Origin of the sequence: Bradyrhizobium sp. (genome assembly GCF_049512235.1) — a bacterium.
In the GTDB taxonomy this organism is placed as follows: domain Bacteria; phylum Pseudomonadota; class Alphaproteobacteria; order Rhizobiales; family Xanthobacteraceae; genus Bradyrhizobium.
This window is the reverse complement of sequence record NZ_JBEKXH010000423.1, coordinates 1-5602: the sequence shown is the minus strand read 5'-3', so window position 1 is coordinate 5602 and position 5602 is coordinate 1. Positions and strand designations below refer to the sequence as shown.

Here is a 5602-nt window from a genome sequence, read left to right as displayed (position 1 = left end):
TTATTGACCGTAATGTAGTCGGCGACGCCGTTGACATAGAAGCGCACACCGTAGGTGTTGTTGCCGTTCGAGGTGAACATCGAGGCGATATCCCCGGAGTTCTGCTTGGCGACCTCGGCGAGGCTCGATAGCAGATAGCAATCGCCGAGGTAGCCCTGATTGACGTCGTTCATGCTCGGGCCGGCCGCGCCGAACACCGCGTTGGAGGAAGTCGAATAGGACACCGAGAACGAATGCCCGTCCATGATGACGCTCGAACTCGGCAGGTCGGTGCCAAGCACCCACTTGCCGATCAGTTCGGAGAGCTGGGTCGCGGAGGAGCCCGCGGCGAGGTTGCCGAGAATTGTCGAACTCGCGCCGCCGCCTGTCCATGTCTTGTTTTCGGCACTGCCGTTGACGATGCCGCTCATCACGCCGGTCAGATAGGCTGACGTCGCCATGCCGTTGTTCAGATTGGTCGTGATGGTCTTGAGGTCGGCCATCTCGGCTGACGTGAGCGAGGTCTTGGAGGAGGTCAGGGTCGCGTCCAGATCCGTCAGCAGGTTTTTGAGCCCGGAATAGCTGACGGTCCCGTTGACGTCGGCGGCGGCCATGTCGGCGGCGATCGACGCGGTCGACAGGGTGCTCACCCATGACGGGACCGCGGAGGACTTGGTTATGGTTATGCCCGTTGCGGTCGCGCCCGAAGTCGAAGAGCCCGTGGTCGGCAACGTTACCGCGGCCGCCGCGGTGGACGCGAGAGCACTCACCGTGGAGGAGGGGAGGCCGCAGGAAGTTGCTTCAGGCTGTATAGAAGCTTGAAATGCGGACCCCGTAAAGGCCGGCGAGGCGGCTGCTGTGATGAACGAGAGCGGGGCCGGGTTACCGGCATTGAGGGGGGCGGCGACGGGGTCGACCGCCGAGCCGTCGTCGGCGCTGGAGTTCTTACCGGCATGGGCATTAAATTTGATGGATTGAGGCTTAGTCGACATTCTGATGAACTCATCCCTGAAGTATCCGCCGGCGGCGGATCGGTTGCACGCTCTCGCCGGCACCCTCGGGTGAGACATCTTTGGTCCAAGTTGTAAGGTTCGCTCGCTTTTTAATGAATTGTGAAAAAAGTCTTCTGAACGCGGGAGCGGCCACGTCCCGGCAGGTTTTTTGAAAATCGAGCGAAATTAGTTACGCTTAATGGAGCCGAACTATTGAAAGCTGCTGACTTTTGTATCGGTTCAGACCTCAGTCCATGAGCCCGGAGCGGCTATATTTCGTGAGCATAGATCCACCCATGGGTCGGATATGGCCGTTATTTTAGGAAAAAGAGTGTAAACTTGACGTCCCCGGAGCAAGTTGCCGTTGCGATTATCATCCCTCGTGATAAAAGGCCGCTCCACAATAAATGGAGCAAAGATGGCTAAAGCTAAGAAAATAATTCGCCGCACGTGGACTAAAGATGATGTACGACAAATGAAGACGATGGCGAAAGCCAAAGCGGGTGTCAAAAAGATTGCGAAAGCACTCAAGCGAACGCCCGGCGCGACGTCTGCCATGGCAACGAAGCTCGGCGTGTCATTGTCAACGCGGGCCTGACCGCATGAACATAGAACTGGGCTGGCCATGGGCCATCCAGGCGACCAGCCCGTTCTATCGTGATCAGCTGTGCGGGATATCGCCGCCGGTCGTGAACACGTTACCCTGCGCCTGTGCGGGCCTTGAGCGTCACCAGCCCCGGATCGACTGACCGGCTGGGGGCTTCTTGCGCTCAGGGCGATCCGCCGAAGGTAAATATATATACATATGCATGCATATACATAGTCTTGCATGTGGCTGTATTCCGGCAGGGATAGGCAGGGCGACCGTAGCAAGAAGAAAAGCTGTGCAGATTGCCGTCCGCACAGTTTTTGGGCTGGATTCAAAATACTGTTCGTGACGCGAATCAACAGACAGGAGCCAAAATGGCCGTACAGATGACAAAGTCGCAGCTGATCGAAAAGATCGCTGTCGAGACCAATGTTGCGAAGAAGGACGTTAAGGGCGTGTTGGAGACATTGACAAGTGTCGGATACAAGGAACTGAAGAAAGCCGGTGTCTTCCTGGTTCCAGGTTTTGCCAAGTTCGTCGTCGTCAAAAAGCCCGCCACCAAAGCGCGCAAAGGCACCAACCCGTTCAACGGGGAGCCGATGATGTTCAAGGCCAAACCGGCTCGAAAAGTCGTCCGAGCACGCCCGGTCAAGGCAGCAAAAGACGCCGTCTGAATTTTTGCAGACCGTTCCGGCGCATATTGCAACACAGCAATTGTTCGAAATCCGAGCGGACCGTGCGAAGGGGACGATCGTCTGACGCGTGAGACGACGGGGCGCAAGGCCGCTATGGCGCGGCATGTTGAAGCCTGCGTGCGGCGCGCGCTCCAAGCGGCGTGGGCACAGGCAGGCCAGGCTTGATGCTTGGTACCTGTCCCGGGGCGGAGCAGCCGCGAGCAGACTGACAAACTTTGTCACGTTCGCGGCTGCCGATTGGGGCAGGCGAGTGTGCTGACGGGATAGTTGCCCGCGATGAACGGTTCTGGACCGAGGTTTGCAACGCGCACGTCAGCGACCGTATCGGCGATATTCCCCTGACGCGCGCCAACGCGATCCACCACACGATCGCGCTGATGTGCGCGCCGAAGCCAGGCATTCAGCACGTCAATCATCAAGTTCAAGGCAACGACGATGTGCCGCGGTTCGGCATGGCGCTGCCGAATGGGCCATAGTAGACAGTCTGCGCCTGCGCGCGGCCAGAAGCTTGCGAAGCTCGGCCGCTCGCGGAACACTCCGCGGGCAGTGGCGCAGCGGCCGGCGGGAGCACGACGATCGTGAAGGTACTGGTTCTCGGCGGCGGCGTCATCGGCGTGACCACCGCCTATTATCTTGCCAATAGCGGGCACGAGGTGACGGTCGTCGATCGCCAGGCAGCGCCCGCGCTTGAAACCAGTTTTGCAAATGCCGGCGAGGTGTCGCCCGGCTATGCGTCGCCCTGGGCCGGGCCGGGCGTGCCGATCAAGGCGATCAAGTGGCTCTTGATGAGGCACGGTCCACTGGTGATCCGGCCGAAGCTCGACCCCGCGATGTGGGCATGGCTCATCAGGATGCTGCGCAACTGCACCTCGGCGCGCTATGCGGTCAACAAGAGCCGCATGATCCCGCTGGCCGAATACAGCCGCGACTGCCTGCGCGCGCTGCGCGTGAGAGAGGCGATCCATTATGACGAGCGCAGCCGTGGCACGTTGCAATTGTTCCGCGCCCAGGCCCAGCTCGACGGCACCGCCGGCGACATCGCGGTGCTGAAACAATATGGCGTGCCGTACCAGCTGCTCGACCGCGACGGCTGCGTCGGTGCCGAACCGGCGCTCGCGGCGGTGAAACACAGGATCGCCGGTGGCCTGCTTCTGCCGCAGGATGAGACCGGCGATTGCCATATGTTCACGCAGGCGCTGGCGGCCCGTGCCGCCGATCTCGGCGTCCGGTTCCTGTTTGGGACCACGATCGAGCGGTTGCAAGCCGACGCCACCGGGGTCGCCAGTGCCGCAACCAGCGCGGGCCTGCTGCGCGCCGACGCCTACGTGGTCGCGCTCGGCAGCTGGTCGCCGCTTCTGCTCAGGCCGCTCGGCATTGCGATCCCGGTCTATCCGGTCAAGGGCTATTCGATCACCGTGCCGATCGCCGATCCCTTGGCGGCGCCAGTGTCGACCGTGATGGATGAAAGCTACAAGGTGGCCATCACCCGGCTCGGCGACCGTATCCGTGTCGGCGGCACCGCCGAAGTATCCGGCTATTCCGATCGGCTTTATCCCGCGCGGCGGGCGACGCTCGACCATTCGCTGACCGAGCTGTTCCCGCGCGGCGGCAAGCTCGCGGATGCCACGTTCTGGAGCGGGTTAAGGCCGATGACTCCAGACGGTCCGCCGCTGATCGGTGCAACCCGTTTTGCCAACCTCCATCTCAATACCGGACATGGCACGCTCGGCTGGACCATGGCGTGCGGCTCGGGGCGGGTGCTTTCGGATTTGCTGTCGGGAAGAAGCCCGGAGATCGATGCATCCGATCTGGCCCTGACCAGATATCAATGAATGGGTCGGGCCGGCGGCACGCTTTGATCCGCCGCCACCGGCCATTGCCAAGTTTCCCAAAGCCCTGTTTGACAGGGCCCAAGCTCGGATGGCTCACAATCCGGTGCGGTGGTCGACGTGATGCAGTCTTGGAGGGACGGCGCCCATGAGCGTCTTCATTTTGCGGCGGTTGCTGACGCTCGTGGCGACGCTTGTAGCCGCCTCGATGGTGATCTTTCTGGTGCTCGATGCGCTGCCCGGCAACGCTGCGGAAATGCTGATGGGCGCCGACTCCTCGCCGGAGGCGATCAGCGCGATGGCCACCAAGCTCGGGCTTGATCAGCCGCTTCTCTACCGCTACCTGCACTGGATTGCGGGGCTCTGCGTCGGCGATCTCGGCGACAGCTATTCCTACGGCACGCCGGTCGCCGGCTTGATTGCGGAACGGTTGGCGCTGACGATCCCGCTGGCGCTGATGGCCATGCTGATCACCACCGTGCTCGCTTTGGCGGCCGGCATGTATGCTGCGGCCAATCATAACAAGCCTGGCGGCGTTGGCGTCATGACGGTTACGCAGTTCGGGATCGCGATCCCGAATTTCTGGTTTGCCATTCTCCTCATCCTGTTGTTTTCGGTGAAACTGCGGTGGCTGTCCGCTGGTGGCTTCCCGGGATGGCAAGAGGGAATACTTCCCGGCATTCGTTCGCTTTTGCTTCCTGCGATCTCGCTTGCGCTGGTGCAGGCCGCGATACTGGCGCGCGTCACCCGCTCCGCGGTGCTGGAAGTGCTGGGCGAGGATTTTGTCCGCACCGCCCGCGCCAAAGGCCTCACCCGCCGCCAGGTTCTCTTTCGGCATGTGCTGCGCAATGCCATGATTCCGGTGATGACGGTGATGGGACTGCAATTTGCAAATCTTCTTGCAGGAACCATCGTGATCGAGAACGTCTTCTATTTGCCCGGCCTTGGCCGTCTGATCTTCCAGTCGATCGCCAACCGTGATCTGATCGTCATTCGCAACTGCGTCATGCTGCTGGCCGCGATGGTGGTGGTTGTGAATTTTGTGGTCGACGTCCTCTACGCAGCGATCGACCCGCGCATCAAGGCCGGCGCATTATGAGCGGCGCCGGGCCCGGCTCCCCGACGCCGATGCGCGCCGCGCCCGCTGGCGTCGCGGTTCCGACCGAAGTGTATCGCGCCGGCCAGGGTTTTTGGACGCGCGCGATTCGTCACCGCAGCTTTGTGGCGGGCGGGGCCCTCAGCATGGTGGTGGCATCGGCCGCGCTGGTGTCGCTGGTCTGGACGCCATGGTCCGCCTACGAACTCGACATGGCGCATAAGCTCAATCCGCCCTCGGCGATGCACTGGCTCGGCACCGACATCCTGGGCCGCGACATCGTCGCGCTGCTCCTGGTCGGCGCCCGCAGCTCGATCATGGTTGGCGTCATCGCGGTCGGCATCGGCCTTCTGTTCGGCGTTTGCCTGGGCCTGCTGGCGGCCGCGCGCGGGGGATGGGTCGAGGAACTGATCATGCGGGTC

At 61.8% G+C, this 5602-nt stretch carries 7 protein-coding genes; 6 read left to right on the top strand and 1 reads right to left on the bottom strand.

From position 1 onward, the window contains the following. Nucleotides 1–629 (bottom strand): C2 family cysteine protease (locus tag ABSG20_RS28225; protein ID WP_423867756.1); only part of this gene is annotated, 629 nt, incomplete at its 3' end. 760 nt (nucleotides 630–1389) lie between these two features. Between ABSG20_RS28225 and ABSG20_RS28220 the strand changes: the two genes are divergently transcribed. The 6 genes from ABSG20_RS28220 to ABSG20_RS28195 all read left to right on the top strand — a co-directional run. Beyond that, nucleotides 1390–1569, top strand: coding sequence for a hypothetical protein (locus ABSG20_RS28220; protein ID WP_423867755.1), 180 nt, complete (start codon nucleotides 1390–1392; stop codon nucleotides 1567–1569). A gap of 365 nt (nucleotides 1570–1934) precedes the next feature. Beyond that, complete coding sequence (locus ABSG20_RS28215) at nucleotides 1935–2234, top strand: HU family DNA-binding protein (RefSeq protein WP_423867758.1); 300 nt, start codon at nucleotides 1935–1937, stop codon at nucleotides 2232–2234. 236 nt (nucleotides 2235–2470) lie between these two features. Then, nucleotides 2471–2731 carry a VOC family protein gene (locus ABSG20_RS28210; protein WP_423867754.1) on the top strand — a complete coding sequence of 87 codons (261 nt, stop codon included), beginning with the start codon at nucleotides 2471–2473 and terminating at the stop codon, nucleotides 2729–2731. A gap of 102 nt (nucleotides 2732–2833) precedes the next feature. After that, on the top strand, nucleotides 2834–4087 hold the full coding sequence (locus ABSG20_RS28205; RefSeq protein WP_423867753.1) for a D-amino acid dehydrogenase: 1254 nt from the start codon (nucleotides 2834–2836) through the stop codon (nucleotides 4085–4087). 145 nt (nucleotides 4088–4232) lie between these two features. Continuing rightward, entirely contained in the window at nucleotides 4233–5183 is a 951-nt protein-coding gene (locus ABSG20_RS28200; protein WP_423867752.1) for an ABC transporter permease, read from the top strand. Between the two features lie 29 nt (nucleotides 5184–5212). Then, nucleotides 5213–5602 (top strand): ABC transporter permease (locus ABSG20_RS28195; protein ID WP_423867757.1); only part of this gene is annotated, 390 nt, incomplete at its 3' end.

Excerpts from the sequence above, each read along its gene's own strand:
- ABSG20_RS28220 (WP_423867755.1), top strand. The coding sequence starts at position 1,390 with ATGGCTAAAGCTAAGAAAATAATTCGCCGCACGTGGACTAAAGATGAT.
- ABSG20_RS28215 (WP_423867758.1), top strand. The coding sequence starts at position 1,935 with ATGGCCGTACAGATGACAAAGTCGCAGCTGATCGAAAAGATCGCTGTC.
- ABSG20_RS28200 (WP_423867752.1), top strand. The coding sequence starts at position 4,233 with ATGAGCGTCTTCATTTTGCGGCGGTTGCTGACGCTCGTGGCGACGCTT.